This is a genomic window from Thermanaeromonas toyohensis ToBE (genome assembly GCF_900176005.1).
In the GTDB taxonomy this organism is placed as follows: domain Bacteria; phylum Bacillota; class DSM-521; order Neomoorellales; family Neomoorellaceae; genus Thermanaeromonas; species Thermanaeromonas toyohensis.
Genome location: NZ_LT838272.1, coordinates 947719 through 973850, shown reverse-complemented (window position 1 = coordinate 973850; position 26132 = coordinate 947719). Strand labels below are relative to the sequence as shown.

At 49.5% G+C, this 26132-nt stretch carries 25 protein-coding genes and 1 riboswitch; of the genes, 10 read left to right on the top strand and 15 right to left on the bottom strand.

Translation table 11 applies throughout. The features are described from left to right. Nucleotides 1-20 precede the first annotated feature (20 nt). The 4 genes from cooS to B9A14_RS04710 are packed head-to-tail and all read left to right on the top strand — an operon-like array spanning nt 21 to nt 4525. On the top strand, nt 21-1991 hold the full coding sequence (gene cooS, locus B9A14_RS04725) for an anaerobic carbon-monoxide dehydrogenase catalytic subunit (protein WP_084664430.1): 1971 nt from the start codon (nt 21-23) through the stop codon (nt 1989-1991). 34 nt (nt 1992-2025) lie between these two features. Then, nucleotides 2026-3021, top strand: coding sequence for an ABC transporter substrate-binding protein (locus B9A14_RS04720; RefSeq protein WP_084664429.1), 996 nt, complete (start codon nt 2026-2028; stop codon nt 3019-3021). Then, entirely contained in the window at nt 3021-3758 is a 738-nt protein-coding gene (locus B9A14_RS04715) for an ABC transporter permease (protein ID WP_084664428.1), read from the top strand. Before B9A14_RS04720 ends, B9A14_RS04715 begins: the two co-directional genes overlap by 1 nt. Further along, nucleotides 3755-4525, top strand: a complete 771-nt coding sequence (locus B9A14_RS04710; protein WP_157109775.1) for an ABC transporter ATP-binding protein — start codon at nt 3755-3757, stop codon at nt 4523-4525. Before B9A14_RS04715 ends, B9A14_RS04710 begins: the two co-directional genes overlap by 4 nt. Nucleotides 4526-4585: 60 nt before the next feature. On the opposite strand, the gene flgM is transcribed toward B9A14_RS04710, so the two are convergent. From flgM to B9A14_RS04690, 4 genes are all read right to left on the bottom strand, one after another. Further along, nucleotides 4586-4864 (bottom strand): flagellar biosynthesis anti-sigma factor FlgM, encoded by a 279-nt coding sequence (gene flgM, locus B9A14_RS04705; RefSeq protein WP_172839037.1) that lies wholly within the window; start codon nt 4862-4864, stop codon nt 4586-4588. Nucleotides 4865-4999: 135 nt separating this feature from the next. Then, nucleotides 5000-5683 (bottom strand): CheB methylesterase domain-containing protein, encoded by a 684-nt coding sequence (locus B9A14_RS04700; protein ID WP_084664425.1) that lies wholly within the window; start codon nt 5681-5683, stop codon nt 5000-5002. Then, a complete protein-coding gene (locus tag B9A14_RS04695; RefSeq protein WP_084664424.1) occupies nt 5673-7733 on the bottom strand; it encodes a chemotaxis protein CheA in 2061 nt (686 codons plus the stop codon). Before B9A14_RS04695 ends, B9A14_RS04700 begins: the two co-directional genes overlap by 11 nt. Continuing rightward, nucleotides 7730-8197 carry a chemotaxis protein CheW gene (locus B9A14_RS04690; protein ID WP_084664423.1) on the bottom strand — a complete coding sequence of 156 codons (468 nt, stop codon included), beginning with the start codon at nt 8195-8197 and terminating at the stop codon, nt 7730-7732. The genes B9A14_RS04695 and B9A14_RS04690 overlap by 4 nt, the downstream gene beginning before the upstream one ends. A 152-nt stretch (nt 8198-8349) precedes the next feature. On the opposite strand from B9A14_RS04690, the gene B9A14_RS04685 reads away from it, so the two are divergent. Further along, nucleotides 8350-8511, top strand: coding sequence for a DUF1540 domain-containing protein (locus B9A14_RS04685; protein ID WP_084664422.1), 162 nt, complete (start codon nt 8350-8352; stop codon nt 8509-8511). Between the two features lie 19 nt (nt 8512-8530). On the opposite strand, the gene B9A14_RS04680 is transcribed toward B9A14_RS04685, so the two are convergent. Both B9A14_RS04680 and B9A14_RS04675 read right to left on the bottom strand, forming a co-directional pair. Next, nucleotides 8531-10294, bottom strand: coding sequence for a methyl-accepting chemotaxis protein (locus tag B9A14_RS04680; RefSeq protein ID WP_084664421.1), 1764 nt, complete (start codon nt 10292-10294; stop codon nt 8531-8533). A gap of 76 nt (nt 10295-10370) precedes the next feature. After that, nucleotides 10371-10461, bottom strand: a riboswitch (cyclic di-GMP riboswitch). A gap of 79 nt (nt 10462-10540) precedes the next feature. After that, a complete protein-coding gene (locus B9A14_RS04675; RefSeq protein WP_172839036.1) occupies nt 10541-11953 on the bottom strand; it encodes a M1 family aminopeptidase in 1413 nt (470 codons plus the stop codon). A 279-nt stretch (nt 11954-12232) separates the two neighbouring features. Here B9A14_RS04675 and B9A14_RS04670 point away from each other — a divergent pair, with 279 nt between their 5' ends. Continuing rightward, on the top strand, nt 12233-13765 hold the full coding sequence (locus B9A14_RS04670) for an amino acid permease (protein WP_231967920.1): 1533 nt from the start codon (nt 12233-12235) through the stop codon (nt 13763-13765). Here B9A14_RS04670 and B9A14_RS04665 read toward each other — a convergent pair. Then, nucleotides 13762-14931 carry a S1C family serine protease gene (locus B9A14_RS04665; protein WP_084664419.1) on the bottom strand — a complete coding sequence of 390 codons (1170 nt, stop codon included), beginning with the start codon at nt 14929-14931 and terminating at the stop codon, nt 13762-13764. The two genes, B9A14_RS04670 and B9A14_RS04665, sit on opposite strands and share 4 nt — an antisense overlap. A 205-nt stretch (nt 14932-15136) precedes the next feature. Here B9A14_RS04665 and B9A14_RS17920 point away from each other — a divergent pair, with 205 nt between their 5' ends. Beyond that, complete coding sequence (locus B9A14_RS17920; RefSeq protein WP_269456759.1) at nt 15137-15271, top strand: hypothetical protein; 135 nt, start codon at nt 15137-15139, stop codon at nt 15269-15271. A gap of 40 nt (nt 15272-15311) precedes the next feature. Beyond that, nucleotides 15312-16547, top strand: coding sequence for a competence/damage-inducible protein A (locus B9A14_RS04660; protein WP_084664418.1), 1236 nt, complete (start codon nt 15312-15314; stop codon nt 16545-16547). Nucleotides 16548-16577: 30 nt separating this feature from the next. Here B9A14_RS04660 and B9A14_RS04655 read toward each other — a convergent pair whose 3' ends face one another. Then, complete coding sequence (locus B9A14_RS04655) at nt 16578-17177, bottom strand: IMPACT family protein (RefSeq protein WP_084664417.1); 600 nt, start codon at nt 17175-17177, stop codon at nt 16578-16580. A gap of 3 nt (nt 17178-17180) precedes the next feature. Beyond that, entirely contained in the window at nt 17181-17864 is a 684-nt protein-coding gene (locus tag B9A14_RS04650; RefSeq protein ID WP_084664416.1) for an MBL fold metallo-hydrolase, read from the bottom strand. 217 nt (nt 17865-18081) lie between these two features. Between B9A14_RS04650 and corA the strand changes: the two genes are divergently transcribed. Both corA and B9A14_RS04640 read left to right on the top strand, forming a co-directional pair. After that, complete coding sequence (corA, locus tag B9A14_RS04645) at nt 18082-19038, top strand: magnesium/cobalt transporter CorA (RefSeq protein WP_084664415.1); 957 nt, start codon at nt 18082-18084, stop codon at nt 19036-19038. Nucleotides 19039-19141: 103 nt separating this feature from the next. Beyond that, on the top strand, nt 19142-19414 hold the full coding sequence (locus B9A14_RS04640) for a LapA family protein (RefSeq protein ID WP_084664414.1): 273 nt from the start codon (nt 19142-19144) through the stop codon (nt 19412-19414). Nucleotides 19415-19779: 365 nt separating this feature from the next. Here B9A14_RS04640 and sucD read toward each other — a convergent pair whose 3' ends face one another. From sucD to B9A14_RS04610, 6 genes are read right to left on the bottom strand one after another with little or no spacing between them, the layout of a single operon-like run. Beyond that, nucleotides 19780-20664, bottom strand: coding sequence for a succinate--CoA ligase subunit alpha (gene sucD / locus B9A14_RS04635; protein ID WP_084664413.1), 885 nt, complete (start codon nt 20662-20664; stop codon nt 19780-19782). Nucleotides 20665-20697: 33 nt separating this feature from the next. Continuing rightward, nucleotides 20698-21831, bottom strand: a complete 1134-nt coding sequence (gene sucC / locus B9A14_RS04630) for an ADP-forming succinate--CoA ligase subunit beta (RefSeq protein WP_084664412.1) — start codon at nt 21829-21831, stop codon at nt 20698-20700. Between the two features lie 18 nt (nt 21832-21849). Beyond that, complete coding sequence (locus B9A14_RS04625) at nt 21850-22377, bottom strand: 2-oxoacid:acceptor oxidoreductase family protein (RefSeq protein WP_084664411.1); 528 nt, start codon at nt 22375-22377, stop codon at nt 21850-21852. A gap of 2 nt (nt 22378-22379) precedes the next feature. Further along, complete coding sequence (locus B9A14_RS04620) at nt 22380-23228, bottom strand: thiamine pyrophosphate-dependent enzyme (protein WP_084664410.1); 849 nt, start codon at nt 23226-23228, stop codon at nt 22380-22382. A gap of 1 nt (nt 23229) precedes the next feature. Then, nucleotides 23230-24402, bottom strand: coding sequence for a 2-oxoglutarate ferredoxin oxidoreductase subunit alpha (locus B9A14_RS04615; RefSeq protein WP_084664409.1), 1173 nt, complete (start codon nt 24400-24402; stop codon nt 23230-23232). Next, the gene (locus tag B9A14_RS04610) at nt 24399-26045 is read right to left on the bottom strand and encodes an FAD-dependent oxidoreductase (protein ID WP_084664408.1); all 1647 of its coding nucleotides are present in this window, start codon (nt 26043-26045) and stop codon (nt 24399-24401) included. The genes B9A14_RS04615 and B9A14_RS04610 overlap by 4 nt, the downstream gene beginning before the upstream one ends. Between the last annotated feature and the right edge of the window lie 87 nt (nt 26046-26132).

Below are 26132 nucleotides of genomic sequence, written 5' to 3'. Positions count from 1 at the left end.
TACAACGGAGGAATTAGGCCATGAAATATCCTTACCCCCAGCTTAACGCCGAAATGCCCGGAAAAGAAGAAGTTTTAACTTTAACGCCCAATCCTGCCACTCGAGATCTTTTAGAGCATATGGCTGACTTAAAAATTGAAAACCTGTGGGACCGCTTCGAAAAGCAACAGCCCCAGTGCGGTTACGGCCTCAGGAACCTTTGTTGCCGGATGTGCCAATGGGGCCCCTGCCGTATCACTGCCAAAGCGCGCCGCGGTATCTGCGGCCGGGATGAAAACGCCATTGTCATGGCCAACATTTTAAGGGCCCTGGTAGCTGGGCTAGCCGCCCACTGGCGCCATGCCCATGAAGTTATCTTGAGTATCATAGCCGCAGCTGAAGGCCGGGCGAACCTTCCTATAAAGGGAGAAACCAGGGTATGGGAACTGGTGGATAAGCTGGGCTTAAACTGCAGCCGGGATAACCTTAAAGAAGCCGCCCTCAAGGTTGCCTTCGTACTTCTGGAAGACCTAGGCCGCCTTACCTGGCAACCCTTACGCTTGCTTGAAGCTTATGCACCGGAGGACAGGAAAGAAATTTGGCGCCGTCTAGGGGTCCTCCCCCGCTCCGGAGCTTATGAAGTGTTGGAAGCTCTACATATGACTACCTTGGGTGGCTGTACGGACTGGAAGGAAATGGCTGTCCAGGAACTGCGCTCAGCCCTGGCCTATTGCTATGCCACCCTTTTCACCTCCTCCTTAGCCACCGAAATACTCTTCGGAATACCAGAGCCTAAGCTGGCCCGGGTTAATTATGGGGTACTAAAAGCGGATCACGTAAATATTCTCCTCCACGGCCATTCCCCAGTGATGGTAGAGAAGGTCTTGGAAAAACTTAATACACCGGAGATAAAAGAGTTGGTCCATAAGGTAGGGGCCAAGGGGATCGTAGTAGGCGGGATGTGCTGTACAGGAGACGAGTTGCTTGCCCGTTACGGGATACCCACCGTAACCAACATAATGGGCCAGGAATTAGCCCTAGGTACAGGAGCTGTCGATGCAGTCATAGTAGACATGCAGTGTGTTATCCCTGGATTAAAGATCGTAGCTGACTGCTTCGGCACTCAGATAATCACTACTTGCCCATCCAACCGTATACCTGGCGCAGTTCATATCCCCTTCGATCCGGAAAGACCGGAAACATTAGATAAAGACGCCCTACAGGTAGCTAGGCTAGCCATCGAGGCATACGCCCGCCGGGACCGGAACAAAATCTTCATTCCCTCTTCAACTACACAAGCCCTCGTTGGCTGGAGCCTGGAAGCCATCCTAGAAAGATTCGGGGGAGAAGACAAAATAGCCCGTCTCCTTAAGGAGGGTACTATCAAAGGGCTAGCCACTGTAGTGGGCTGCAATACACCAAAAGTGCCCTATGAACATAGCCACGTAACTATAACCCGCAAATTGATCGAAGGCGATATCCTGGTAACTACTACCGGCTGCTGCTCCCACGCCCTGCTCAATGCTGGCCTGTGCGACCCCGAGGCAGCCAATTTAGCTGGGCCAGGGTTAAAGAGGGTGTGCCGGGAGTTAGGGATACCTCCTGTTCTAGCTGTGGGTGGGTGCGTAGATAACACCAGGACCTTACGGTTATTCTTCACTGTAGCTCAGGCCACCGGTGCCCCTCTAGCCCAGATGCCCCTGGCTTTCGTAGGGCCAGAACCAGGGAATGAAAAAACAGTAGGACAAGGGGTGAGCTTCCTAACCCACGGAATAAGCAACTTCATAGGCTTTCCTGGCCCGCTCCCCGTACCCTTACCCTCCCTGCGGGAGGAAGCCACCAGCATAGACGATCTAGACCGTGGCAGTACTGAGGTAACTGACTTTTTCGCCGGGGAAGATCTTAAAGAACTCCTAGGCGCCAAGATTTTCACTGAACCTTACCCTGAACTAGCCGCTCAAGCTATCAAAATGCATATTAAGCGTCAGCGCTGGTCTCTAGGGTGGAAGTAAAGCTTCTAAAAGAAGGACGGAGGGAAGATAGAGGATGCGGTGGCGGTATAATCTTTTAATTAGTTTGGTCCTCTTTTTAACTCTTTTTACCGGATGCGGCATTAAAAAAGAAGGTGAGCAAATTAATGAGCGAACTAAGATAATCAAACTTGGGTACCTACCCATCACTCATTCTCTACCCTTGATCGTGGCTGACAATTTAAAGGCGGGAAAGTTTGAGGGATTTAAGTTAGAGCTGGTAAGGTTCAGCTCCTGGCCAGAACTGACTGAGGCTTTAAATTCGGGGCAGATCCAAGGCGCCATTACCATGCTAGAACTAGCCCTCGTAGGGTACGAACGCGGTGTTCCGCTGAAAATCTTAAGTTTAAGCCACCGGAATGGGGATGTCCTGGTGGCGGCTAAAGAAATCTCTTCGGTGTCTCAGCTTAAAGGAAAACGTGTAGCCATTCCCCACCGCCTTTCAGGCCATAATATCCTTCTTTACCGGGCGTTAACCCAAGCGGGGCTAGATTACAATGCGGTAGAAAAAGTAGAAATGGCCCCGCCGGAAATGCCGGCCGCCTTGGCTCGAAAGGAAATAGCAGCCTATATCGTAGCCGAGCCTTTCGGCGCCCGTTCCGTAACCTCCGGTACCGGCCAAGTTCTGCTTCGAGCCCAAGACATCTGGTCCAACTGGATCTGCTGCGGCCTGGTGATGAACTCTAAGTTTGTTGAGGCTAATCCTGAGACAGTAAAACAAATAGTGGCTGCCTTAGTTGAAGCGGGAAATTTCGTCGAGAAAAACAAAGATCAAGCTATAGAAATAGCACAAAAATATCTAGCTATAGAACGCCCGCTATGGGAAAAGTCTTTATCCTGGATATCCTATAGCAATCTTACTCCCTCAAAAGAAGAACTTGAAGCTTTACAAAATGCCCTTATCGAGCTGCCCTGGGAAGGTAAGAAGGGAAGTCTATTAGCTCACCCTGTTAACTTAGACACCCTTGTAGATACCTCTTTCATCACCCAAGCCTACCGAGGGGTGAAGTAATGGCCATCCTATTAATAGCTGGAGTTATCATTATATGGCAACTGGTGGCTTGGAGCGGGATATATCCTGTCTACCTCTTCCCGCCACCCTTACAGGTTGCCCAAAGCCTAGGGCAGGGTATATTAAGTGGGCAACTGCTTATGCATATATCCGCAAGCCTCCTCCGCTTCTTTACCGGCTATCTTCTGGCCGCCCTAGTGGCTATTCCTTGCGGCCTGGTCCTAGGGTGGTACCGTAAGATAGGGGCTGCCGTCGATCCCTTAATCCAGCTCCTCCGGCCCATCTCTCCTATAGCGTGGTTCCCTTTGATAGCCCTTTGGTTCGGCATAGGGGAACTTCCAGCCGTAATTATAATCTTTATAGCTGCCTTTTTCCCCCTGCTCCTTGCAAGCCAAGCTGCAGTAAAGCAAGTGCATCCCCTTTATCTGAAGGTAGCCAAAAACTTCGGCTCAAGCCAGCAGGACATCCTGCTTAAGGTGGTGATTCCCGCTTCCTTCCCTCATATCGCCATGGGGTTACACCTGGCCTTAGGTTCTGCTTGGGTTTTCTTAGTGGCAGGCGAAATGTTAGGAGTCCGTTCAGGCTTAGGCTTTCTTATAGTTGATGCCCGCAATTCTTTGCGCACTGAGCTTGTACTGGCTGGCATCCTTACCATAGGGACGTTGGGGCTTCTTCTGGATCGCACCATCTGGTGGGTAGAAAGATATATTAAGCGAAGATGGGGGCAGGCTTTATGATAGTGGTACAGGGTGTATCCAAAGTATATAACAGCGGGCGGGCGGAAAAGATAACCGCCCTCCGCGATATTTCCTTAAATATTGGTTCAGGAGAATTCGCCTGTATCCTAGGGCCCAGCGGTTGCGGCAAATCGACTCTCCTTAACATTTTAGCCGGTTTCGAACGGCCTAGCTCTGGCGAGGTGCTAATTAATGGTAGGCCTGTAACTGGATCCGACCCACGAAATATAGCCATCTTTCAAAGCTACGGCCTGTTCCCTTGGCGCACTGTATTAGGTAATGTGGGCTTTGGTCTAGAGGTTAAAGGGGTTCCCCGGCCGGAAAGGGAAAAACGAGCACGCGAGATGGTCCGCCTGGTGGGATTAGAAGGTTTTGAACATCATTATCCCCACGAGCTTTCAGGTGGGATGCAACAGCGCGTAGCCCTCGCCAGGGCCTTAGCGGTAGAGCCTGAAATCCTTTTCCTGGATGAACCCTTTGGCGCCCTGGACACCTTCACCCGCTTTAGGCTTCAGGAAGAGCTCATCCGGTTGTGGCTTAAAAGGCGACCAACCATAGTTTTCGTAACCCACGATCTCGAGGAGGCCGTCTACCTAGCAGAACGGATAATAATCATGTCTCCTCATCCAGGACGGATAAAAACCATCCTACCTGTACCCTTGGGCTACCCGCGGGATAGAACAGCCTATGATTTTATCAAGGTACGCGAACAGGTATATACAGAGCTAAAGCTAAAACCCACAGAAGAAGTAGAGTATTATATCTAGTGGAGATAAAGGATGTTTTCCTTCCCCTTAGAGCCTACTGATACACATTAAAACTACTTTTTACGACTTAAGCTCGCGTAAGATGCTATCTACTAGGTCATCCAAGGATACATGATAAGTGCCAGAGAGAATACGGGCCCTTAACTCCCCCACCTTAGCCTCACGAACTTCAGGCAGCTCCGCACTCCGTTGTAGAAGCTCCCTTAAAAAGCGAGCAGCAGAAGAGATATCGGCACGGTCCAAAGTCTCCTGCTTCCCCGGCTCACCTGTTTTAACTTGACGGATATACCCATTAAGTAAGGGGGTTAAATTTATGGGACCTTGACCCTGTATCTTCACCTTCTCACCCCCAGAATACCCCCAACCAGCATATTCATAACGAATTATCGGTAACCCAAGAAAAAACTTAAGCACCCTTACACCTTATATGAAACTAGGACAAGTACTTCCCACCCTAAAGAATAACCTAAGAGCTTAAGGCAATTCCTTAAGGCCCACTAGCTCCACTATAGCCCGGGGTATTTCCTCAAGGGGTAAAACCTTATCCACTACCCCGGCTTCTACAGCAGCCCGGGGCATACCGTAAACTACAGAGGTAGCTTGATCCTGGGCTAAAACAAATCCACCAGCTGCTTTAAGGGCCTTAAGGCCCCGTACACCATCCTGGCCCATACCCGTAAGCACCACTGCCAGACAGCGGGAGCCATAAATAGGGGCCAAGGTGAAAAGAAGGGCATCGAAGGAGGGGTGAAAAGGTGTAGGGAGGGGGCTTTCGGAAGTCAAAAGAACACAGGGCTGACCCTGCCGCAGTTCTACTAACATCTGCTGGCCTGCGGGAGCCAAAAGCACCAGGCCGGGACGGATGATCTCCCCACCTTCAGCCTCCTTTACCTCTAAAGGTGAAACTTCGTTTAGCCTTCTGGCTAGAAAACTTGTGAACCCAGAAGGCATATGCTGTACGATAAGAACACCGGCCGCAAGATTACGCGGTAAGCGGCTCAATATAACCTGTAAAGCCGCAGGCCCCCCAGTGGAAGTACCTATGGCCACCACTTCCACCTTTCGCTCCCAGGGTCGTTCCCCTTCCCCGTGTCCAGCTACATTGGTGCAGCGCCCTTCTTGGCCTGGAGGATACACCGGAGACTGACTAGCTAGCAAGGGCGCTCTCGGCCTCCGTTTCCAAAAGGCTTAAGAGGCTATGCACATCAAGGATCAGAGCTACACGGCCATCCCCCATGATAGTGGCTCCCGCAATGCCGGGTATCTTGCCTATATAATTACCCAAGGATTTAATCACGATCTCCTGTTCTCCTATTAAGGTATCGACTATGAAGCCCACCCTTTTTTCAGCCAGTCCCACAATAACCACTGCCGTCTTATGGGTACCAAAACGATAATTTCTCTTTATGCCTAAAGCCCTAGCCAAATGGACCAAAGGTAAAACCTGGCCCCTTAATACTACTACCTCCTGTTGTTGGATACGCCGGACCTGCTGGGGCTCCACCTCTATTATTTCCACCACGTTAGCCAGGGGAAGGGCATAAACCTGGTCCTCCAAGGTTACCAAGAGAGAACGGTTAATAGCTAGGGTTAAGGGTAGCTTAATAGTAAAGCAGGTACCAACACCAGGAGTAGTCTGGATATCGATAGTACCATTTATTTTCTCTAAGTGCGCTTTCACAATATCCATGCCTACGCCACGGCCAGAAACATCAGTTACCCGTTCGGAAGTAGAAAACCCAGGAAGAAAAATAAGATCTAGCGCCTCGCGCTTCGTAAGTCTAGTAGCAGCCTCTGGGGTCAAAAGGCCCTGTTCTATAGCCCGCCGTTTTAAAGCTTCAGGGTCCATACCCCGGCCATCATCCTGCACTGTAATAACTATTTGGTTTTCCTGATGGAAGGCCTTGAGTATAATAGTGCCATAACGCGGCTTACCCAGGCGCACCCTTTCCTCCGGGCTTTCGATTCCATGATCTATGGCGTTGCGCAAAAGATGGATGAGGGGGTCACCTATCTCCTCTATAACCGTACGGTCAAGTTCCGTTTCACGTCCCTCCACAATGAACTCGATCTCTTTTCCTGCCTTATGGGCTAGATCCCGTACCATACGGGGGAAACGGTTAAAGACCTGGTCAATGGGGAACATACGGGCTTTCATGATCTCTTCCTGGAGTTCCGAGGTTATACGACCTATATGCGTAGAAATTTCATCTAAAGTCTCCACTAGCTCTTCATTACCTAGACGACTCCTCAAATTGTTACTCACTTCAGCTAGGCGGGTACGATCTATCACCAGCTCCCCCACCAGATTCATTAAAGATTCCAAGCGCTGCACATCTACCCTTACCGTCTGGGTAACCCGACGTTCCATCCCCCGCTTAAGTAAAGGTTCCTCAACCGCTAAAGTCCGGGAGGGGCTAGGTCCAGAGGTGGCCTGAGGAGCTAGCACCTGATCTTCCTCTAATACGATAGGCCGTACAGTAACTTCCCTTATTTCTGAAATGGACTTAATGACATTAGCCAGGGTGTCGGGATCTTCCTTACTAACGAAGGCCAACCGGAAAGTATTTTCAAATTTCTCTGCTTCTAATTCTTGGGTATGGGGCTCGCTTTTGATGACCTCACCCAAATCTTTTAGGTTATTGAAAACCAAAAAGGCCCGGGCTCCCTTCATCCGGCAATCGGGCTCTAGCTCCACTCTAATTTCGTAAGCCCGCCAGCCCCGTACTTCGGCTGCCCGGATAACGTTCTCTTCCACATCATCTAGTTCTAAAGGACGCTCAAAGGGCGAGGGCTCTACAGCCTCCTCCTGAATTAATCCTCCAGCCAGGATTTCCTCTAGGCGCTGGACTAAACCCCCGGTATCTACTTCCCCCTCCTGGCCCTGAGATAACTCATTTTTAAGCTCCTTAAGCTTATCCAGACAGGCTAAAAGGAGGTCCACAATGGTAGGGGTAACCGCTAATTTACCTTGACGTAAAGCATCCAGAACACTTTCCATCCGGTGGGTTAAGGTAGCCATTTTCTCAAAGCCCATGGAGGCAGAAGAACCCTTTAAAGTATGGGCTATACGAAAGATCTTGTTTAATAGCTCGCGGTTGCTAGGTTCCTGCTCCAAAAGGACTATGGCTTCATCGAGCTGTTGGAGCTGCTCCTCGGCCTCATCCAAGAAAAGGCTTAAATACTGGGACATATTGAATCCATTCATACTTCAGCCACCCCAGGGGCAAACTCTTGTTTGAGCTCTTCCTGCTCTTTCTCTTGCAAAACGCGGTCTAGGTCGAGGAGGATGATAAGCTTATCTTCCCACTTACCCACACCTTTAAGGTAAGCCACATCTACCCCTTTAATAATAGGAGGAGGAGGTTCAATGTTTTCCTCTGGCAGACGCAACACTTCATTTACGGCATCTACAATCATCCCTACCGTCATGCCTCCTACTTCCACCACCATAATGCGGGTATTATTGGTAGCTTCCACCGAAGGTAAACCAAAACGTTTATGTAAATCTATCACTGGGATAATGCGGCCACGTAAATTTATAACCCCCTCTATAAAATCAGGAGTACGGGGAACTTCAGTGATGGGCTGGAGGCGGATTATTTCGTGGACGTGGTTTATATCTACCCCATAAGTCTCTCCTGCTAACTGAAATACTACTAGCTGGACCATATCGACACGCTCCTTAAAGTGAATTCTCCCTCAAAGAATAATATTTTTCCATATCCCCTCCAAAACCCTGCTAAATGACATCCCTAATATCGAAAAAGTAACGCAGAATAACGCCTATTAATGAACATACTATACTTGGGTGAAAAGAAGCTATGGCTACTAAGGTATATTGCCGGGTAGCTAACTGTGTTCATTGGGACAGCAACAGGTGCACAGCCCAAGAGATCACTATAGCTGTAGAAGGTACGCCTAGTAATGCCTCGGCCATTAGCGACCGCGAGACAGAATGTGAAACCTTTAAAAAACGGGATTAACCTTACTTATAGAATACATTTATAACTTAAATTGGCCTACAGCTTCCTCCAGGGCACGGGCAGCTTGGGCCAACTTGGTAGCCGCCTCACTTATCCTTTCTACAGAAGCCGTCTGCTCCTCCGCAGCCGCAGAAACCTCTTCCGTCCCGGCCGCTGTCTCTTCTGTACCCGCAGCCAGGCTCTCGGCAGCTTCCTTGATGCGACCCGCACCTAGGGCCATCTCTTCAGCTTTTTCTGCCACATCTCGGATACGGGCTAAAAGGTCTCCTACAGCCTGATCGATAGCCCTGAAAGCCTCCCCGCAGCGTTGCATAACTTCGGTCCCCTTTTCCACATCCTGGACTCCTTCTTTCATCCCGGCCACTACCCGACCTGTTTCCTTTTGTATCTCCTTTATGAGGCCCACTATCTGATCACTAGCCTGGGCGGACTGCTCGGCTAACTTCCTTACCTCATCAGCTACCACGGCGAAACCGCGACCCTGCTCCCCTGCCCTGGCCGCTTCAATAGCCGCATTCAGGGCTAAAAGATTGGTCTGTTCGGCGATGCCAGAGATGACCCCTACAATTTGACCTATCTGTTGGGACCGTTCTCCTAATGTTTCCACCACCTGGGCCAGGGCCTCCATGCGCTGGGAAATGGCCTCCATCTGCTGGTTAGCTTCTTCCACCGTACGAGCACCTTCAGATGTCTTCTCCGCCACCAACTGGGAGGCCCGGGCCATATCTTCAGCTTGCTGATGTACCCTTTCTACCCGCGCAGCTTGAGCTTCTATAGCTGTGGCCGTTTGGGTGACCTGCTGGGCTTGGTGTTCAGCACCCCGGGCCATCTCCTGGGCCGTTAAAGCTACCTGCCGGGCGGATTCTCCTAATTCCTGAGACATTTGGGCTAAATCCTGGCTTAAGCCTGCCACTTCCCCTGCCATCTCCCTAACCCGCCCAATAAGTTGGCGCAAACTCTGTCCCATAACACTAAAGGCCTGGCTTAACTGTCCTAGCTCATCCCGGGATCTTACTTTTATCTCGGCTGCCGTTAAATCTCCCGCTGCAATTCGCTTAGCATAGGCTACAAGATTAGCTATAGGACGTCCCACCATACGGCTAAATATCAAGGCCACCAGCATTCCTAATATAAAGGCTAAACTTAAGCCCGAATATAGAGTGCTTTTAGCATAGGTCAGTGCCCATTCCAGCTCTGACTTGGCGTTTTCACGCTGAAGCGTCATCTCTTTTTGAACATGGCTACCGATATTGTTAATATTATCCACCGCTGCCCCCATCTGAAAGCTTAAGATGGGCAAAGCAAGCATCCGGTCCTGCTGGCTAGCTTTTAAAATGTTTCCTTTAAAGGTCTCCGTAAAGCTTTTAGCAGCCATGGCCATGGCGGACACAAAGCCCTGGGTCTGGCTGTCTAGCTGTTGGCCTTCCAATTCTTCTTTAGCTTTATTGAAACGTTGGAGAGCTTCCTCAAAGCTTAAAGCATGGGTCTGGGATCCATTAATTATGTAATCGGTTGCGCGCCTATAACCTTCCCAGATAGATAAGGACATGGTAGTAAAAAGCTGGTCTTGCTTCTGGAGGAGTAAAACTTTCCGGGCAGCATGTTCAATACGTTGAAGATTTATATCCACAATCACTACCACAGCCACAAAAACAGCTATAACTAAAAGGAAACCCCCCATGATTTTGGCACCTAGCTTTACGGCACCAAAGTTAAAAATACCCACCGGGAGGGAAAAGGCTCGTTTTTTGCCCTCCCCCCTCCGAAATCTGGGAAACCGCATACCCCGTACCTCCTGCCCCTTAAGTTCTGCAAATTTAAAGGGCTACTCCTATTTTAATGGGTAGCCCCGTTCCACCCACGGCAGCTGGCTGTCATAGCCAGAAACATCTGGCCTTAGACCCTATAGCTTTGCGCCCCCACCTTTCGATGGGTTTGCCCTTGTCGGGGCATCTTATGCACTTTATCTTCCATTATTCGCCTTAATTATACTCTACAGGCCTTACCTCGACAAGATATTTTTTCCAATTTACTTCCCTTTATGCTGGATATAGAAATTCAGAATGCCTTCCAACCACGGGGCCTCTATACGTTCAAAGCGATAATATTCCTGAATATAGCGTAAGGCTTCTTGTAAAGTTTTTACCCCCATCTTCTCTTCCATCTTTAACCAATAAACCGTCCCTTGACGGTAAGTCACCTGGCGATAATCCTTTTCGGAAGTAAAACTTTTAAGCTCTCGATTTAATGCCTCTGAAAGTTCCTCTAAATTTAAGGTTTCCCCTGCTTCAGCTATTATGTCCTCCTTAAGTTGCCTATATAAAACGGGATCGTGTACCCGATAGTAAAGGAGAGTACTATATTCCGCCAGCCCTTCATCTATCCACGATGAAGAAATAGTATCATTGCCTACCAAATTATACCACCACTGGTGAGCAACCTCATGTACAATAACCGGAGGAGTATAACCTTTACGGGTGCTTAAAAAAACTAGTCCTGGGTACTCCATCCCCGAAAGGCCCTCCAAGGGTACCTCAACGAGGTTTAAGTAAGAGTAGGGGTAAGGGCCCCAGTACTCCTTAAAAAAAGCGAAGGCCCCCATCGCTATATCCAAGGTAGAAGTGGGGAGCTGATTGCGAAAGGCCAGGGTTATTAAAGTTTGGTCTATTTGAGCGTATGCTTGCTTCCAGCCTGGCGCAAGGACAAAGGCAAACTCGCGAATGGGTTTTTCGCTCATAAAAGTCCATAAGACTCGCTCTCCTCTTTGCTCCCCTCCAGTAGTTCGCCCGCTGGCCCTAACCATTAAGGAAGGTGGTAATTCCAGCTCTACATTATAATAGGCGGAATCGGCAAAATAAGGATCACCCCAAGCTATTCCCTCCGCCATACCGCGCCAAGCTCCTTTTTCCCGGGGGCTTAAGATAGGATACCATCCTGAAACCATAAAAGTATCCTCCCACACACCTAAACGAGCCGGACGCTGGGGTAAATAAGTAGTAAAAGATATTTCCACTTTTAAAGTCTCTCCAGAAGCCAAGGGTCGGTGAAGGAATACTTCCAACCTGCTTTTCTTCACTATAAAAGAAGCAGGTTTATTATTGAGGACGATCCTCTGGATAGTAAGGGTATTTTCACTCCCCGGCCAGCCATTGGAAGGTAGGTTAAAGAGGAGGTCATAAAGGGGGTAAAAGTAAGGATTCTGGTAGGCCAAGACAAGGTGCCCTACTATAATCCGCTTTTCTGGCTCTAACCTAGCTTTTATTTGATATACTGGATAATAACGGTAATGGGAATCCTTTTTAGATCCGCTACCCCATAGAGGAAGCCGTATTCCTTCGCCGTGCCCCCCAGAAGGAGACCGGCCCAAAGCTGGCATAACCTGCGATAAAGGTAGATAACCACTAGGACCTTGGGCCACGAGACCAAACTCGTTAACTGGCACCCATATCTTCCCTCCCCATTTTATAGGGGGAGGATCCAGGACCACCTGATCGTAGAGAACCTCCGGGGGTGAGCCTATAGGTACGGACCAAGGCCGGAAGACCAACCAATAAAAAGAAAACACAACAGGTACTAAGAAAACTAAAAAAAACCATCTTTTTTGTCTCATGGAGCTTCCCTAGGAAAAATTCGACAAAAAAATAGCTTCTCCTGCCCCAAAGTATAGGCTTTATCCTTAAGCGCATACTAAAACTAAAGATTTTGGGAAAGGCGAGGCCTGGTGAAATTTAACCTTTGGCGTACTAAACCTATTAAGGATCTTTTAAATGAAGCGCGGGATCAGGAAAAACTTAAACGAGAGATGAGCGCAACAGACCTGGTAGCCCTGGGTGTGGGGGCCATCATAGGTACGGGCATTTTCGTCCTCACCGGGGTAGCAGCAGCCAATTATGCTGGGCCAGGTGTGATTTTATCGTTTCTCATCTCTGGTACAGCTGCTGGATTAGCCGCTTTGGTATATGCTGAGCTAGCTTCCATGATCCCTGTAGCTGGGAGTGCCTATACCTATGCTTATGCTGCCTTGGGAGAAATCGTGGCCTGGATCATCGGGTGGAACCTTATTTTAGAATATATGGTGGCAGCTGGAGCCGTAGCTCTGGGTTGGAGTTCTTATTTTACCGATATCCTGCGTTCAGTCGGCATCAATTTACCGGCCTCCCTAATAAGTTCACCCTTACGGGGTGGTATTATAGATCTGCCTGCCATCTTCATCACTGCCTTTGCTACCATAGTAGCCCTCACCGGTACCCGGACCAGCGCTACCACCAATAAGGTAGTAGTAGCTGTAAAAGTCCTGGTTATTTTAGCCTTCCTTGTTCTAGGCTTCCCCCGGGTTAACCCTGCCCACTGGCGGCCCTTTCTCCCCTTTGGTCTCCCCGGTGTAGTACAAGGAGCGTCTATCATCTTTTTTGCCTATATAGGCTTCGATGCTGTTTCCACAGCCGCCGAAGAAGTACGGGATCCGGCCCGGGACCTACCCCGGGGTATAATAGGGTCACTGGCCCTTTCCACCCTGCTTTACATGGCGGTAGCAGCTGTCCTTACTGGGCTCACTAGCTACCCCCGGCTCAACACAGCCTCGCCTGTGACTACGGCCCTTCTGGATGCCGGTATCCGGGGAGCCTCCCTTCTCATCGGGGTAGGTGCCCTGGCGGGTTTAACCAGCGTATTGCTGGTGGGCATTTATGCCCAGAGCCGCATATTCCTGGCTATGGGACGCGACGGGTTACTCCCCCGGGCCTTCGCCTCTGTACACCCTAAGTTCCGGACACCCTGGGTAGCCACCCTGCTAGTAGGGGCAGCTATCGCTTCAATTTCTTCCCTTCTACCTATAGAAATAATCGCCCAGCTGGCCAATGTAGGGACACTATCGGCTTTTATAATAGTATCTATAGGAGTTATAATATTGCGGTATACGCGCCCCGATCTCCCCCGTCCCTTCCAAGTTCCTCTAGCTCCCTGGCTACCCCTCCTCACCATAGCCTTTGCCGGGTACTTATTCATCAATCTTCCTAGGTTAACCTGGATACGTTTCGGAGCCTGGCTCATCCTCGGAATTTTAGTTTATTTTCTCTATGGCTACCGGTATAGCATCTTAGCTAAACAGGAACCAAAAATAAAAAGGCCCACGGGAATACCCGTGGTACCCCTTAAAGAACCTGTCTTTGCCTTCTCTCAACTGTTTTCCCGCCTTTTTTCTCCCGCCCGCTTAAGCCTAAAGCTTCGCCTCCCCCGACGACGACCCGGGCCTTAAAATTGGCTAGGTTTTTCAGCCAGGGTTACCGTTAAAGACAAGCGGCTTCCTCGGCGGAAGACTAAAAGCTGCATAGTCTGGCCTACTTGTTTCTTCTGGATAAGTTTTACCAACTCGCTAGCAGAATTTACCGGTTGTCCATCTACCTGTAGGATAATGTCACCCCTCTTTAATCCGGCTTTAGCTGCAGGCCCTTCAGGAACTACTTCCCGAACAAGAACTCCTTCCGGCTTAGACATTCCCAAGAAATCAGCTATATCAGGAGTAACTTCCTGCAAAACTACACCCAGCCAAGGACGTACAATTTTACCCTTGGTCATGAGGTCATTTAGAACTGGCTGTACAGTGGTGCTGGGGATAGCGAAACCCACTCCTTGGGCATCCACTTTAACTGCCGTATTGATCCCTATCACTTCGCCCTTAAGGTTTAAAAGGGGGCCGCCGCTGTTACCAGGATTAATAGAAGCATCGGTTTGCAAAAGGTTTTCATAATGACGGTCCTGGGTATCGATGGGCCTTCCCTTAGCGCTTAACACTCCCACCGTGACAGTGTGATCCAGCCCATAAGGATTACCGATGGCAATAACCCACTCCCCTACCCGAGCCTTGTCCGCATCTCCCAGCTTAAGATAAGGTAAAGGTTTACCTGCCTCCACTTTGAGTACAGCTAGATCTAAATCCCGGTCGGCACCTACTACTTTGGCTTTAAAAGGTTGATCAAACCCGACAATAGTTACTTTAACTTCTCGGGCTCCTTCTACTACATGCTCATTGGTTAAAATATACCCATCAGGAGAAATAATAAAGCCGGAACCCAAGGCGGTTTCCTGTTGACGTGGGAGAGGTAAACCAAAAAACTGCCGGAAGAAAGGATCATTAAAGGGTGAAGGTAAATTTCCTCCTCCCACCACTGTATCTATCCGGACCACCGCCGGACTGGCAGCCTCTACAATGTCAGCGATAGCTTCCGGCCCCAGCCCTGGTGGAAGGTTAGCGGCTGCTGCCTTCCCAGTAAATACCTGCGTTCCCGCTCCCTGTCCAGGAGATAAATTAGAAGCTTTGGAGGGGCTGCTTAGAACAAAAAAGGCCGTCGTCACCGCTACCCCAGCTAAAAATACCAGAAGTAAAAGCCACCCTAATCCTCGTCTTCCTTCCCGATAATACATCTGACCTTCCCCCTTTAAGATTCACCCTTAAAGCTTCTAGGCCCACTTCCAGTCTTCCTTAAGAATTATAACACTTAAAGAAGGAGAAAGTATGAAGAAATCCTAAGAAGTATTATAAGGCTACAAACAAGTATAGTGTCAACGGTACAAGCTGTTGCCAGGGACTTAAGGCCTTGATATACTGAGTTGTAAGAGGTGAAGAGAGATGAAAAAGATATATCTTGTCCTCTTTTTTCTTCTATGGCTAGCCTTAGGTTTAACAGTGACGGCTATAAATAACCTGGGTTCTAGTAATGTCCATACTCCCGCCGCGGGCCACGTAAGCCCGGCCCAGCACTAGAAACAGGCCACTCTTCTAGTTAGTCAAGGAGGCAATTTCTTTGCAGGCTGAAGCCATATTTACAGGAACTGAACTTCTTTTAGGCCAGATAATAAACACCAACGCAGCTTTTTTGTCCCAGGAGTTAGCTAAAGCAGGTATCAGTATTTTCCGCCAAGTAGTGGTAGGAGATAACCTAGAGCGCATTAAGGAAGCTATACAAGAGGCTGGAAAAAGGGCTGATCTCATCATTGTTTGTGGTGGCTTAGGCCCTACAGAAGATGACCTTACTCGGGAAGCCCTAGCCGGGGCCTTAGGCTTACCCCTAGAGGAAAATCCTTCGGCCAGGGAACATATAATCCGTTTTTTTAGCCTCCGAGACCGCCCTATGCCGCCTCAGAACTTAAAGCAAGCCCTCTTCCCCCGTGGAGCTATACCCTTAGATAACCCCTTGGGTACCGCTCCCGGAATATTCCTGGAACACAACGGTAAATTATACGCCTGCTTACCTGGCCCTCCCTCTGAGTTCCGGGTGATGCTCACGGAAAAGCTTTTACCCCTTCTCCAGCAATACAGCACCAGCAAGGAGATAATTTTCTCGCGAGTATTAAAAATAACTGGCTTGGGGGAATCAGCCGTAGAAGAAAAGATCCAGGATCTCCTTAAGGGAACCAACCCTACTTTAGCTACCTTGGCTAGCCCAGGGGAAATACATTTAAGGATTACGGCTAAAGCAAAAGATACTGAAGCAGCCTTAGATCTCATTAAACCCTTGGAAAAGGAGATCCGGCAGCGGCTTAAGGAGCATATTTTTGGATCCGATGGGGATACTCTAGAAGGTGTAGTAGGGAACCTGCTTACTCTTAAAGGTTTGACCTTGGCGGTAGCGGAATCTTGCACCGGTGGGCTTCTTGCCCATCGTCTTACCAACATCCCTGGAAGTTCAGCCTATTTCCATCAAGGTATAGTAGCTTATAACAATAAAGTTAAACTCCAGCTCCTCGGGGTAACTACAGAAATACTGGCCTCTAGGGGAGCAGTAAGTGAAGAGGTAGCCTTAGCCATGGCCAGGGGGGTACGGGGGCTAGCCGGGACCGACATTGGTATAGGCATCACCGGCATCGCCGGTCCCGGCGGGGGAACTCCAGCTAAGCCAGTAGGCCTGGTCTATCTAGCTATAGATTACCAAGGGACTACCCAAGTACGAAGGGAACTCTTCCAAGGATTAAGGGAAGAAATCAAGTGGAGAGCCACCCAGAGTGCCCTGGATATGCTCTGGAGGCTCCTTAAAGGTTAAACTTACTGGGGCAAGGGCTGCCTTGCCCCTTTAATTGTTAAAACGAGCCCATGCTTCTATCTGTGACCAAAATTGCTCCCCAACTCCTTCAGGTACTTCTATAGTTAGGCGGACTTCCTCCCCATAATCTGCAGCCACCACGCGGCCACCATAGGAATTTAAAAATTTAAGCACCCGGTCTAGCCCAGGATAAGTACAGACAAGCTCTACCTGCCTAGTGATAACTTTAACCACCCGGCCAGCCTTCTCTAACGCTTTGCGGGCTACACCGCTATAAGCTTCGATAAGCCCCCTTTTGCCTAGCTTCTTGCCTCCAAAATACCTACTTACTACTACCACTACATTTGTTAAACCTAAACTCAAAATAGCACCCAAAATAGGACGGCCGGCTGTACCGCTCGGTTCCCCCGCATCGCTATAGTATACTATTTCCTTTGGGGGCAATCCCAGGCGGTAGGCAAAACAATTATGGGTGGCTTCCCTGTGTAACCGCTGGCGCTCACTTATAATAGCTCGAGCTTCTTCTTCAGTGCTAGCCTCCTGTACCCAGGCTAAAAATCTGGACCGCTCAATTTTCACCTCCACCTCCGCCTGGGTAGCTACCGTGGTATAAGCACCCATTCCTTCCATAGGTTACAGCGTTACACCGCCATTAAGGCTTAGGACCCAAACCTCCGTCTCTGGAGGAAGGTTTCCCTTGTTCACTTCTACCTCACTTACTCCTAGGTGGCGCACGTTCGCCCGCCCCGAGGTAAATTCATCCACCTTAGCTATGGGGAAACCACGCATACCAGGTGTTAAGTAATGCATAGGGAAAACTAGCCGCGGCTTAAGTAACCCCACTACCTGCCAGGCCTCACGGGCATCTATAGTAAAATAGCCACCTACCGGAACCATAAGTATGTCCAGGGGGCCTATCTTCTGAGCATGCTCTACTTCTAGCACGTGGCCCAGATCTCCCAAATGAGCTAAACGTAAATCCCCTACTTCGAAAACAAAAATGGTGTTTTTACCCCTTTTTTCTCCTTGGACTTCATCATGGTACACAGGGATACTATAGACATGCAGATCTTTGAAGGTTTCATTAACTTCGTTCCAATCCTGCCCGTCTTCCTTAAGCCCGCGCCATACCAGGGGTTGGCCCTTTACCCCAGCTAAGTAATTATGGTCAAAGTGTTCGTGGCTCACCGTTACCACATCGGCTTCCACCTCCTTAGCTGCTGGTGAAACCTCGGGCCCATAAGGATCTGTGAGAACACGGACTCCCTGGGGTGTAGTAAAGAGAAAGCTTGCATGGCCTAACCAGCGGACCTGCATTTTTTGTCCTCCTTTACCAATTATTTGTGTCTATGATTTAAATGGAATTTTTGCTATTTTAATGCCAATATTATCATAAAATCCCCCGCTATGCAATAATAGGGAAAGGATCATGTTACTAGTATAACCATGCCTTAACACCCCTATACCGTCCCTTAAGGCAGAAGTCAGCCGGGTTTAAAATTGGTAAACTAGAAAAAGAGGAGGTGCTTTATACTTGCGACGTGTTTTGCTAGTGGATGCTGATGGAAACCTTAAGAAAGAACTACCCCCGGGATTTAATCCCCGCCATGAAGGCGCTTACACCTGGTTAGATCTCTCTCACCCTTCCCCCAAGGAATTAGATATCCTTATTTCTACCTTCGGTTTCCATCCCTTAGCCGTAGCCGATTGCCACCGCCCCCCTTCCCGGCCAGGGTTGGCCCAATATGAAGATTATATCTTTATAACCTTACGCTGTGTAAGCCCAAGGCCCCAGCTTAAGTCTCTTACTACTTTTTTAAATATATTTCTTGGCCCCCATTACATAGTAACTATTCACGAGGAAAAACTTGACTTCCTCGAGCGCCTTTGGTCTTCTTATCAGACCAACCCCTCCCTTTTCCGCAAAGGGATGGATTACCTTCTCTATACCCTCTTAGAGGCTCTAACTTCCGAGTTCTTCCCTTTCTTTGACCGTCTAGAAGACAAAATAGAAGAGATCGAAGAAGACGTTTTCCGCCGACCTGGACGTACAGTTTTAAACCAAATCTTTCTTCTCCGCCGCCAAGCCATAAGGCTGCGGAAATTTTTGGGCCCCCAGCGAGATGTAGTAGATCTCCTTTGCCATCCCGAGTTCCCCTTAGTAAAGACGGAAAACCGGGTATTTTTCCTGGATATATACAATGAGTACTTGAGGTTAGTGGACCATGTAGAAACACTACATGAGCTTATAGGCTCCGCCCTGGAAATCTATCTATCATTAATTTCTAACCGGCTCAATGAAGTCATGAAGGTTCTTACCCTTGTTACCACTATCATGATGCCTTTAAGTTTAATCGCCGGGATCTACGGTATGAACTTCCGGTATATGCCAGAGCTGGAATGGCGGTACGGGTATTACTGGGCTCTAGGCTTAATGGTATTGGTGGCCGGAGGGATGGTGGGTTATTTCCGGAAGAAGGGCTGGTTTTAAAGTTATCTTAGCTCCACCCTAATATGTTATATGTTATAATGTAGGCAAAAAGCTAAGGCTTGGCTGAAAGAGCTTGCGCCAAAGCAAAAAGGAGGCCTTAAATGTGCAAATTTATGGCCTTTTAGTCCTAATTTTTACTTTGCTCGTGGCCATCTTTGCTGTCCAAAATGCTAAGCCAGTGGATATTTACTTTTTAACTTGGAAGTTCTCGCAAGTTTCCCTGGTGGTAGTGATTTTCGCTTCTACTCTAGCAGGAGCTTTAATTATGGCTTTTTTAAACATGCTCCACCGTTTTAACTTACGTAAGGCTTCTAAAGCAACCTCTAGCAAGGAAGTTTCTACTGAACAAGACCAGGAGAAACCCACCGCTCTCTAGAGGTTCTCTGACATTATTTTACCATTGGCTAAAGGCCACTTAAATACCACTTAACTAATGAGCAAAAGTTCATCTCCATTTTTATTCCACTTTCTCTCCGCTTTTTGAGCAATTGAGTGATAAAGTAACATCAAATCTCGCTTACGAAGAAAAGGGAATGTTACTCGGGATGGCACCCAAGCCTTTCTTACCTGTTGATGTTGATATTGCCTTTAAGCCCCCGAACATTGGATGAAAGCTAAAGGTTACAAGAAATGTAGTAAATCAATAAGGGGTATTAAAAAAGTACAGGGTGCCCCCTCAGCCTAGGGACCACCCTGTGTAAATTATAGCTTCCCTACTCTTCCTCCAAATTTATCTATAGCTTAACTTCTCAAAGCCTCCCTAAGAAGCCTGCCTACCTCTGCGGGCCTGGTGGCTACCAGGGCGCCCGCTCTCTTTAAAGCCTCTTCCTTCCCTTTAACTGAACCTTTACCCATAGTGATGATGGCTCCCGCGTGACCCATCTTCTTACCAGGCGGGGCAGAGCGGCCAGCAATGAAGCATACCACCGGCTTAGTAAACTCCCTTCTCTCTATCATTTCAGCCGCCTCTTCCTCCATGGTGCCCCCTACTTCCCCTATAACTACTAGCGCTTCTGTGGCTGGATCTTTCTCAAAAAGAGCCATGACCTCAGTTAGCCGGGTCCCAGGGACCGGGTCCCCTCCTAAGCCTACAAAAGTGCTCTGCCCCAGCCCTGCAGCTACAATGTGGGAGCATACTTCATTGGTAAGGCTACCGCTCCTGGCTACTACGCCAACAGGGCCAACACGGTACACATCCGCTAGCCATACAGGGATAAAGCCCAACATGGCTTGGCCTATGCTGGCCATACCCGGCGTATTGGGCCCTAAGACAGTCGCTCCGATCTGCCGGCTTAAAGCCCGTATTTCCATAGCATCATGTAAAGGAACCCCGTCGGCTAGCAATACTACCAGCTTTATCCCTGCCTCCAGGGCTTCAAATACAGCATCTTTAGCAAAGGCCGGAGGAACAAATACTACGGAAGCTTCTGCCCCATGCTTTTTTACCGCCTCAGCTACTGTGTTGTAGACCGGTACTCCGTGTACCTGGTTTCCACCTTTGCCCGGGGTAACCCCCGCCACTATTTTAGTGCCCGCATCCAGCATGTGCCTGGTCCAAAAGGTGCCTTCATTCCCTGTAATGCCCTGGACTAAAACTTTCGTGTCTTTAGTGAGTAATATAGCCATAAGGTAGTCTATCCCTCCACCTTATTTTCGCCTTTAAGAGGATCCTGCTAGGCGTACAGCTTCTTGTACTGCCGCTTCTACGTTGGGGAAAAGTTTTAAGCCTACGCGGCTCTCCAAAATTTTACGCGCTTCTTCTTCTCCAGTGCCCCGTATGGAAGCCACTATGGGTACTTGGGGCTTTAGTTCTTCAATGGCTTGGGCCAACCCCTCGCTTATAACGTCTGCCCGTGCCACTAACCCAAAGGTGTTTATGAGTATCACTTTTACATCCGGGTCGCTTAAGACTATTTCCAGGGCATAATATGAGTTCCTATAGGTGGCTCCACCAAATTCTAGGAAATTAGCTGGACGTCCACCGTAATAGGTGATGAGATCTAGGGTGGTCATGGTAAGGCCAGCTCCGGTGCAAAGCACTCCTATGTTGCCGTCTAGCTTTACATAGCTCAGCCCGTATTGGGAAGCCCTATATTCCCTTTCGTCTTCAAACCTTTCCGGGCCTTTTACAAATTCCTTCTGGCGGTAAAGGGCGTTATCGTAAATGATTACTTTAGCGTCAGCAGCTATAAACTCTCCTTGTGAGGTAACCACTAGGGGGTTGATCTCCACTAGTTCAGCATCATACTGGCGAAATAGACGGTAAAGCTTTAGCAGGAGGGAGGCTAATTCATTTACTTTATTCCCTTCTAGTCCTAAAGCAAAGGCAGCGCGACGGGCTTGGAAAGGCATAAGGCCATGGAAAATGTTGATCCTTTCGGTAATGATCTTCTCTGGCGTCTGAAGAGCTATCTCTTCTATGTCTACTCCTCCCGACCGGCTGGCCATAAGGAGGGGGGCGCCCGCCGCTGGATCTACAGTGAAGGAAAGGTACCATTCTTCAGCGATGTCTAGCTTCTCTTCTACTAGCACCTTCTTTATTTCTTCTGTCTTAAGCTTCTGGCCCAGAAGCTCGCTGGCCCAGGCTTTCGCCTCTTCAGGAGAAGCAGCGAACTTTATACCCCCGGCTTTGCCTCGACCTCCTTGCAATATCTGGGACTTTATAACCACTTCTTTCCCTATCTCGGCTGCTACTAAATAGGCTTCTTCAGGGCTGCTAGCTACCTTCCCTTGGGGAACAGGTATTCCTCCCCGCCGGAATAGCTCTTTCCCCTCATATTCATATAGCTTCATGGCCGCCCATTTCCCCTTTTAAAGCAGGCTATATCCTAGTTCAAAAGCCTTTTTGTTTTCTTCGTGGAACCGGGGGATACGCTCCAGCATGGCTTTTATAACTATATCCTTATCCAGCAAGCCTGCCATAAGCTTGCTTAAGGCCCCCATGACAATAGCGTTGGCGAAAAGCTCCCGGCCGAGCTTTTCTTCCGCTAAATCTCTAGCGTTAAGGGGGATCTGCTTAACTTTAAGGCTATCGTCGGGTTCTACGTAGCCTGGGTCGTAGATTATTATCCCGTGGCTTACTAAATGCTTAAACCGGTTATAAGCTGCTTTGGAAAGGGCGCAGAAATAATCGGGATTCTCCACCACCGGGCTATCGATGGGCTCCTCAGACATGACTACCTGGCTGCGGACATAACCCCCCCGGGTCTCTGTCCCATGGCTTATAAGCATGGTGGTGTATAGCCCCTGGTATACTGCCGCAAGGCTTAAAGCCTGGCCTATCCTTACCACTCCCTGGCCTCCAAATCCGCTTACCAATACTTCGGTCCTTTTGGCCATTTTTACCGGAACCTCCTCTGTATTTCGGCCACCCGGCTCCTTAAAGATTCGGCAAACTCGGGCCGGCTATTGCTGGCGTCATGGTAGATGCCTGTGCGAAAATATATATCCCCTAAGGCTTTCTCGTCCACCCTTTCATTAAGCTTAATAGTGCGCTCTTTAAACCATTTGTACATTACGGCAGGTCTTCTGCTGCCCAGGGCCCTTTCGGCAAAGTTGGTAACGCAAGGGTAGGGCATGTGCACCAAGGAGAAGCCTTTATTGAGGATGGCCTTCTTTATGCTCTCTACTGCCTCCTGGCCTTCTATGCTCGTATGCCGGGCCAGGAAAGTGGCTCCCGCTTCCCGCAGGATATTTAGTACATCTCGGCCGCCTTGCATCCAGTTGGGCTCCCACATCCCGTAAGGGCTACTATCTGTGCGGTAGCCTTCTGGTGTAGTCCAGCCGTATTGGCCTCCTGTGGACATGTAGCCTAAGTTATCGCATACGATGACGGTAATATCCACATTCCGGCGGGCGCAATTTAAAAGGTGGTTAAAGCCGATACCGAAGGCGTCACCGTCGCCTACAGTGAGGATGATCTTTTTGTCTGGCGGTAAAGCCAGTCTCAGTCCTGTGGCTAGGGCGTAGACCCGGCCATGGGTTCCGGCGAAGTTATCCCCTTTCCAGGTGTTAAAGGTCTGGCGACCAGCGCAGCCTATACCTGTGCCCCAGATTACGTCCCCGATGTCTAGCCCTAGTTCGTCAATGGCTTTTACTACTTTTTTATGGATCTGGCCTAAGCCGCAGCCGCTACAGGCTGTGCTGGGTATCTTCCGTGGCCTTAGGTATTTGGTAGCGAGATAATCCATCTTACCACGCCTCCATTTCCCAAGGTTTGGCTTTAAGGGGTTGCCCTTTTAGTAGCGCTTCTATGAGTTCCATTAGTTCGGCTACTGTGGGTAGCTCGCCGCATTTACCCATGAAGTGGACTTCGCTCCCCTTAGGCATGGCCCGCTGTACTTCGCGCACTAGCTGGCCGTCATAGTTCAGTTCTACGGAGAGGTATTTGGCGGTCTTGGTGAATATTTCATCCGGGAAAGGCCATAAGGAGATTAAGCGCAATCCCCCTACCTTTAGGCCCTTTTCCCGGGCTGCCTTGACCGCACTCTTTACCACTCGAGAGGGGCTTCCATAGGATACTAGGATGACTTCAGGGTCGTCTTCTAGGAAGTAGGCTTCATAGCGGGTGATGAGGTCTTTGTGGTTCCTTATTTTGTAGATGAGACGGTAGGCATGTTTATGCTGCCATTCTACTTCTTCGGTGTCATATCCTTCGGCGGTGGGTGTCCAGTCGGAGCAGGCGGCCCCTGTGTTGTGTCCTAAAACTACTGGGGGTATGTCTATTTCGTCAGTGGCGGGGTAAAATTCGGGCCCCTCTTTTATCCTGCGGGGTATCACTTTAAGGCCCATGGCCTGTATTTCTTCTTCTGTTTCGGGCAGGATAAGGGTCTCCCAGCCATCGGTGACTAGCTGGTCGGCTAAAAGGGTTACGGGAGTGCGGAAGCGCTCAGCTAGGTAGAAGGCTTCTACGGTTAAGGTGAAGGCTTCTTGTACGCTGTTGGGGGCTAGGACTATGGTTTCAAAGTTGCCCCCCTGGGTGGGGTAGCGGCTTAGGTAAAATTCGCCCTGCCCCGGTGCACCGGTAATGCCGCTCACCGGGCCTACCCGCTGGGCGTTGACTATGACTACTGGTATTTCGCTGCCTATGGCCCAGCCGTAAGGGTCAGCGTAAAGAATGTAGCCAGGACCGGAGGTGGCGGTCATGGCCTTAAGGCCACCTAAAGAGGCCCCTATGCATATGTGCAGGGCGGCTAGTTCGTCTTCGGCTTGGAGATAATATCCTCCTACTTGGGGAAGCCTCCGGGACATGTTTTCTGCTATCTCCGTAGCTGGGGTGATAGGGTAACCGGCAAAGACCCGGCAACCTGCTATAATAGCCCCCTCGGTAATAGCCGCATTACCTGTATCCAAAGTGCGCCTCATTTTATACCGTCCCCCTGTGCTAGTTTTTGAATATTGATGGCAAAGTCGGGGCATATGAAGAAGCAGTCCAGACAGCCTATGCATTTCTCGCTCCGGGCAGCTACCATGGGCTTGTAGCCCCGGTCGTTGAAGTAGTCGGCGGGAGCAAATACTCCCAGGCTACAGATCTCACTACAATAGCCGCATTCCTTGCAGGCCTGGCCATCAACTTCTACCCGGTAAGCTCTAATATCACAGGATAAGCATCGCTTGGCTTCTTTTATGGCTGCGCTTTTGTCATATCCTAGTTCTACAGTGGCAAAGGAGGTCATCCTCTGGCGTAAAGGTAGGTTGTGTACGTATACTCGCTCCACTCCTCTCTTTAGCTCAGGTTCTGCTCCCTCCTCTTCTTCTTGGGGAAGAAGTTTTTCTTCTATTCTCCCATCACCACCGAGGAAACGGTCGATGGCTTGGGCTGCTTCCCTGCCTTGGGCTATGGCCTCGATGATGGAGGCCGGGCCGGTGACTATGTCCCCTGCGGCAAATAGGCCTTCTTGGTTTAGGATTTGTCCTCCTTCTTTAACTAAGAGCCTCCCCTCTTTTACCTCTAATCCCCATCCTGGTGGTATGTCCGGTACTTGCCCAATGGCTATAATTATATTGTCAAAGGTGAGGTTAAATTCGCTTCCCGGTATGGGTACGGGCCGGGGCCGGCCATCCTTGTCTTTACCTTCTAATTTCATCTTGGTACAGGTTATCTCCAAAGCGCCGTCCTGCTGCTTGATCCTAACGGGAGCCACCAGGAATTCGATTTTGACCCCTTCTTCTAGGGCTCCCTCGATCTCTTCAAAGCTAGCCGGCATCTCTTCCCTTGTCCGGCGGTATAATATGGTAACTTCTTTGGCCCCTAGGCGTACCGCCGTGCGGGCAGCATCTATAGCCGTATTCCCCCCGCCGATAACGCCTACCTTTCTTCCCACTTGAGGCCTCTCGCCGCTATTTACTTCCCGTAAGAAACTCAAACCTTCCCGTACTCCAGGCAAATCCTCGCCTTCAATACCAAGCCTGGCTCCCTGCCAGCTGCCGCAGGCTAGCAAAATAGCGTCATATCCTTGGTTCTTTAGCCCAGCCAGGGATTCTATTCTTTGCCCTGTTTTTATCTCCACACCAGCTTCTTTTATACCTGCAATTTCCCTATCCAGTACCTCCCGAGGCAAGCGGTAGGGAGGGATACCATAACGCATCATACCGCCGGGCTCAGGTTGGGCTTCATAGACTGTTACCTGGTGGCCTTTCCTGGCCAGGTAATAAGCTGCTGTAAGCCCGCACGGTCCAGAGCCAATAACAGCTACCTTCTTTCCCGTGGAGGTAGACCCACCGGCTTTCCTTTCCGCCTTTCCTCCCTCCTCCTCGGCCGCTCTTTTTAGTAGCCGGATAGCCACCGGCTGGTCTAGTTGATTGCGGGCGCATTTAGCTTCACATGGGTGCACACAAGCGTACCCACAGATGGCCGGAAAGGGTATTCTTTCGCGGATGACGGCTAAGGCTTCGCTAAATTTACCTTGCCTGATGTACCTTATATACCTCGGCACATCGATTCCTACCGGGCAGGCTTCTTGGCAAGGTGCAATACTGTGGCTTAAAGAACAGGCTGAAGCTGCCATGGGAATTCCTGCATCTCCTTTCTGTAAGGTTATACTGCTCTTTAACTTTTAGCTCTAAGGTTATTTTAAGGCTATTAAGTGAGCACA

What these genes read in the sequence shown, in the direction of transcription:
- cooS (WP_084664430.1), top strand. Translation starts at nt 21, where the DNA reads ATGAAATATCCTTACCCCCAGCTTAACGCCGAAATGCCCGGAAAAGAA.
- B9A14_RS04720 (WP_084664429.1), top strand. Translation starts at nt 2,026, where the DNA reads ATGCGGTGGCGGTATAATCTTTTAATTAGTTTGGTCCTCTTTTTAACT.
- B9A14_RS04715 (WP_084664428.1), top strand. Translation starts at nt 3,021, where the DNA reads ATGGCCATCCTATTAATAGCTGGAGTTATCATTATATGGCAACTGGTG.
- B9A14_RS04710 (WP_157109775.1), top strand. Translation starts at nt 3,755, where the DNA reads ATGATAGTGGTACAGGGTGTATCCAAAGTATATAACAGCGGGCGGGCG.
- B9A14_RS04695 (WP_084664424.1), bottom strand. Translation starts at nt 7,733, where the DNA reads ATGAATGGATTCAATATGTCCCAGTATTTAAGCCTTTTCTTGGATGAG.
- B9A14_RS04690 (WP_084664423.1), bottom strand. Translation starts at nt 8,197, where the DNA reads ATGGTCCAGCTAGTAGTATTTCAGTTAGCAGGAGAGACTTATGGGGTA.
- B9A14_RS04685 (WP_084664422.1), top strand. Translation starts at nt 8,350, where the DNA reads ATGGCTACTAAGGTATATTGCCGGGTAGCTAACTGTGTTCATTGGGAC.
- B9A14_RS04680 (WP_084664421.1), bottom strand. Translation starts at nt 10,294, where the DNA reads ATGCGGTTTCCCAGATTTCGGAGGGGGGAGGGCAAAAAACGAGCCTTT.
- B9A14_RS04665 (WP_084664419.1), bottom strand. Translation starts at nt 14,931, where the DNA reads ATGTATTATCGGGAAGGAAGACGAGGATTAGGGTGGCTTTTACTTCTG.
- B9A14_RS17920 (WP_269456759.1), top strand. Translation starts at nt 15,137, where the DNA reads ATGAAAAAGATATATCTTGTCCTCTTTTTTCTTCTATGGCTAGCCTTA.
- B9A14_RS04655 (WP_084664417.1), bottom strand. Translation starts at nt 17,177, where the DNA reads ATGGAAGGAATGGGTGCTTATACCACGGTAGCTACCCAGGCGGAGGTG.
- B9A14_RS04650 (WP_084664416.1), bottom strand. Translation starts at nt 17,864, where the DNA reads ATGCAGGTCCGCTGGTTAGGCCATGCAAGCTTTCTCTTTACTACACCC.
- sucD (WP_084664413.1), bottom strand. Translation starts at nt 20,664, where the DNA reads ATGGCTATATTACTCACTAAAGACACGAAAGTTTTAGTCCAGGGCATT.
- sucC (WP_084664412.1), bottom strand. Translation starts at nt 21,831, where the DNA reads ATGAAGCTATATGAATATGAGGGGAAAGAGCTATTCCGGCGGGGAGGA.
- B9A14_RS04625 (WP_084664411.1), bottom strand. Translation starts at nt 22,377, where the DNA reads ATGGCCAAAAGGACCGAAGTATTGGTAAGCGGATTTGGAGGCCAGGGA.
- B9A14_RS04620 (WP_084664410.1), bottom strand. Translation starts at nt 23,228, where the DNA reads ATGGATTATCTCGCTACCAAATACCTAAGGCCACGGAAGATACCCAGC.
- B9A14_RS04615 (WP_084664409.1), bottom strand. Translation starts at nt 24,402, where the DNA reads ATGAGGCGCACTTTGGATACAGGTAATGCGGCTATTACCGAGGGGGCT.
- B9A14_RS04610 (WP_084664408.1), bottom strand. Translation starts at nt 26,045, where the DNA reads ATGGCAGCTTCAGCCTGTTCTTTAAGCCACAGTATTGCACCTTGCCAA.